The sequence below is a fragment of the Kribbella sp. genome (genome assembly GCF_035655035.1).
GTDB lineage: Bacteria > Actinomycetota > Actinomycetes > Propionibacteriales > Kribbellaceae > Kribbella.
This window is the reverse complement of the sequence record NZ_DASRVN010000323.1, coordinates 1-3,883: the sequence shown is the minus strand read 5'-3', so window position 1 is coordinate 3,883 and position 3,883 is coordinate 1. Positions and strand designations below refer to the sequence as shown.

At 70.1% G+C, this 3,883-nt stretch carries 5 protein-coding genes and 1 riboswitch; of the genes, 4 read left to right on the top strand and 1 reads right to left on the bottom strand.

Annotation, left to right across the window (positions count from 1 at the left end; genetic code table 11):
• Positions 1 to 1,231: aminopeptidase P family protein (locus VFF46_RS18290; protein WP_325038349.1), on the top strand; the 1,231-nt coding region annotated here is incomplete at its 5' end.
• A 147-nt stretch (positions 1,232 to 1,378) separates the two neighbouring features.
• Complete coding sequence (locus tag VFF46_RS18285) at positions 1,379 to 1,591, top strand: hypothetical protein (protein ID WP_325038348.1); 213 nt, start codon at positions 1,379 to 1,381, stop codon at positions 1,589 to 1,591.
• Here the strand turns inward: VFF46_RS18285 and VFF46_RS18280 are convergent.
• On the bottom strand, positions 1,588 to 1,752 hold the full coding sequence (locus VFF46_RS18280; protein WP_414673071.1) for an alpha/beta hydrolase: 165 nt from the start codon (positions 1,750 to 1,752) through the stop codon (positions 1,588 to 1,590). The two genes, VFF46_RS18285 and VFF46_RS18280, sit on opposite strands and share 4 nt — an antisense overlap.
• A 273-nt stretch (positions 1,753 to 2,025) precedes the next feature.
• Here VFF46_RS18280 and VFF46_RS18275 point away from each other — a divergent pair, with 273 nt between their 5' ends.
• A complete protein-coding gene (locus VFF46_RS18275) occupies positions 2,026 to 2,379 on the top strand; it encodes a DUF3817 domain-containing protein (protein WP_325038346.1) in 354 nt (117 codons plus the stop codon).
• Positions 2,377 to 2,469, top strand: a riboswitch (glycine riboswitch). Its footprint overlaps the gene before it by 3 nt.
• Before the next feature lie 80 nt (positions 2,470 to 2,549).
• Positions 2,550 to 3,883, top strand: a 1,334-nt coding sequence (locus VFF46_RS18270) for an L-serine ammonia-lyase (RefSeq protein WP_325038345.1), incomplete at its 3' end; no start/stop codon positions are given.

Sequence of the window (3,883 nt, the reverse complement as noted above, 5' to 3'; positions counted from 1 at the left end):
TGCGGGCCGCGCTCCGGTCCGGTCGAACGACACCGACTACCAGTTCCGCGCGGACAGCGACTTCGTCTGGCTGACCGGCTGCCAGGCCGAGGGCGCCGTACTGGTGATCTCCGGGGACGGCGACGCGACGCTGTACCTGCGCGAGACCGCCGGCCCGGACGAGGCGGACTTCTTCGCGAACGCGCGCGACGGCGAGCTGTGGATCGGCCCGGTGCCGGGTCTGAAGGACTGGTCGGACGCGCTGCAGATCGCCTGCCGGCCGATCGACGAGCTGCCCGCCGCGGTTCGTGGCGCGGTGCCGTTCATGCTCTCGGTTCCCGGTGTGGAGCCGATGCTGGACGCCTTGGTCCGGACGTCGCCCACCGACGGCAACGCGCTCCGGCAGAGCATCGCAGAGCTGCGCCGGATCAAGGACGACTGGGAGCTCGACCAGCTCCGCGAGGCGGTCGCGGCCAGCGTACTGGCGTTCGGCGACGTCGCGAGGGAGCTGCCGGAAGCGATCCGGGGCGGCGGTGAGCGCTGGCTGCAGGGCACCTTCGACCGCCGCGCGCGGACCGCGGGCAACGGCGTCGGCTACGCGTCGATCGTTGCTGCCGGCAACCACGCGCCGGTGCTGCACTGGGTCCGCAACGACGGCCCGGTGAACGAGGGCGACGTGATCCTGCTGGACGCCGGCGTCGAGACCCGGACGCTGTACACCGCCGACGTGACCCGGACGTTCCCGGCCACCGGCGAGTACACCGCGGCGCAGCGGCAGGTGCACGACCTCGTCCACAAGGCGCAGCTCGCATCCCTGGACGCCGTCAAGGTCGGCGCGCCGTACCGCGCCTTCCAGCACGAGGCGTTGCGGGTCCTGGCCGAGGGACTTCGGGACTGGGGCCTGCTGGACGCGTCGATCGACGAGCTGCTCGGCCCGGACGGGCAGCAGCACCGCCGGTACATCGTCTGCGGCACCGGGCACTACATCGGCCTCGACGTCCACGACTGCGACGCGTCGCGGCCGGAGGCGTACTTCGCCGGCACCATCGAGGCCGGGATGGCGCTCGCGGTCGAGCCGGGCCTGTACTTCCACCCGAACGACGAGACCGTGCCGCCGGAGCTGCGCGGGATCGGCATCCGGATCGAGGACAACGTCGTGGTGCACGAGGACCGGCTGGAGATCCTCACCGAGGACCTGCCGATCACCACCGACGGCCTCGAGCAGTGGACCCGCTCGCACCTCGGGAAGTAATCAAGATTACCGATCACGAACAGTAACGTTCGCCGCCGCCCCACGATGTACAGGGCGGGGAGGGCTGAACTCGGCCCGGCGCGTGGCAGTGGGGGGCCGCGATCCACGCGCCCGGCCGGGCCGGCCGTTGTACGGGGGGTGAGGACGATGAATCTTCGGGTGCGCGTGCTGAACTGTGGCCGCCGGCGCTGGTACGCCGATATCGACGACGCCGACGATCCGCAGCCGGACGACCCGTTCTGGTACGTCGACCACTGCCGGAGCCAGGCCCAGGCGCTGGAAACCGCCTGCGCCGAGCTCCGGCTGATGGCCGGCCGACTGGTCCGCGGCGACCACCTCGGCCGGGTGCTGGAGATCTAGGCGGGCATCACCGCGGGACAGCTGGTGCCGCGCTTCGGCACGTCCTTGTCGATCAGGTAGTTGTCGATCGTGGTGTGCATGCACGGGCCCTTGCCGTAGCTCCCGTGACCCCAGCCCTGGTACGTCAGCAGTACGCCGTACCGTCCCAGCTGCTGCTGCACGCTCTGTGCCAGCTGTAGCCCGTGGCCGGGTCGTGGATCGCGTTGGCGAGCCGTTGCAGGTGTGCGGCGCACTCACGGTAGTTCCGCACCGGGAGGGGCAGCTGCGGCGGTGCTGAGAACGGCAGCCGCCACGCCGAGTACTGCGGTGCCCACGGGAGCGCGTCGGATGAATTTCCTGCGAACGATCGTTCGGCAATCGCTTGCTGACGGCATCCGGGATCAGCCCCGCGAGCACCCCGGGCCCGCTTGGGGGGCTTGTTAGGGTCGGCGGTGATGAGTACCAGACACGCACAGTGGTTCCGGGTGGTGGCGATCGCCGAGGCGATCTCGTGGAGCGGACTGCTGATCGGAATGCTGTTCAAGTACGTGCTGTCCGACAACGAGCTCGGGGTGAAGATCTTCGGCCCGATCCACGGCGGCATCTTCGTCGCGTACGTCGTCACGGTGCTCGCCGTCCGCGGCCCGCTGCGGTGGTCCTGGCCGGTCACGCTGGCGGCGCTGGCGGCCAGTGTTCCGCCGCTGTTCACCTGGTTCTTCGAGATCTGGGCGGTCCGCACGGGCCGGATTGACGGCGCCCGGCAGACCGCCGTACCGTCCACAGCGTCAGTCAATTCAACAGCCGCATAAACCCGTGCGGGAGAGACCCGGGCACGAACCGGGCGCCGTAGGAGCAACTCTCCCCAAGAATCTCTCAGGCACCTTCACCGCGCGGGCGAGGCACCTCTGGAGGGCATTCCGCCCAACAGAATGGGGAGGACACCAAACGGTCAACGGCGACCGGAAGGAACCTCCGCACGATGGCGATCAGTGTCTTCGACCTGTTCAGTATCGGGATCGGCCCGTCGAGCTCCCACACCGTGGGACCGATGCGCGCCGCCCGCACCTTCGCACTCGGCCTCGCCGACGACGGCCTGCTGGCCGCGACGACGACCGTCGAGGCCCAGCTGTTCGGATCGCTCGGGGCCACCGGCCACGGGCACGGCAGCAACAAGGCGGTCGTCCTCGGGCTCGAGGGCGAGGACCCCGAGACGATCGCGACGCACTCCGTCGACGCCCGGGTCGAGACGATCCGCGAGCGCGGCCGGCTGCTGCTCGCGGGCGTCCGGGAGATCGCGTTCGACGAGCGCCACGACCTGGTGATGCACCGTCGCAAGGCGCTCCCGTACCACCCGAACGGGATGATCTTCGTCGCCCGTGACGACCAGGGCGCCGTACTGCGGGAACGGACGTACTACTCGGTCGGCGGCGGCTTCGTCGTCGACGAGAACGCCGCCGCGGGCGACCGGATCGTGCCCGACACCACCCCGCTGAAGTACCCGTTCAGCACCGGCGCCGAGCTGCTCGACCGGTGCCGCGAGTCGCAGCTGCCGGTCAGCGAGGTGATGCTCGCGAACGAGCTGGCCTGGCGGACCGAGGACGAGATCCGCGACGGACTGCTGCGGATCTGGCAGGTGATGCAGGACTGCGTCCGCGAGGGCTGCGAGACCGAGGGCATCCTGCCCGGCGGTCTGAAGGTGCCGCGCCGCGCACACGCCCTGCACCGCAAGCTCAGCCAGGACCCGTGGTCGGTCGACCCGCTCAAGGTGATGGACTGGGTGAACCTGTTCGCGCTCGCGGTCAACGAGCAGAACGCGTCCGGCGGGCGGATCGTCACCGCGCCGACGAACGGTGCCGCCGGCATCATCCCGGCCGTCCTGCACTACTACCGGCGGTTCGTGCCCGGGGCGACCGACGACGGCGCGGTCCGGTTCCTGCTGACGGCCGGCGCGATCGGTGTGCTGTACAAGGAGAACGCCTCGATCTCCGGCGCCGAGGTCGGCTGCCAGGGCGAGGTCGGCTCGGCCTGCTCGATGGCCGCCGCCGGTCTCTGCGAGGTGCTCGGCGGTACGCCGCAACAGGTCGAGAACGCCGCGGAGATCGCGATGGAGCACAATCTCGGCCTGACCTGCGACCCGGTCGGCGGCCTGGTGCAGATCCCGTGCATCGAGCGGAACGCGATGGCGTCGGTGAAGGCGATCAACGCGGCCCGGATGGCGATGCACGGCGACGGCGTGCACGTGGTCACGCTCGACAAGGTGATCAAGACGATGCGCGAGACCGGCCGGGACATGAAGGTCAAGTACAAGGAGAC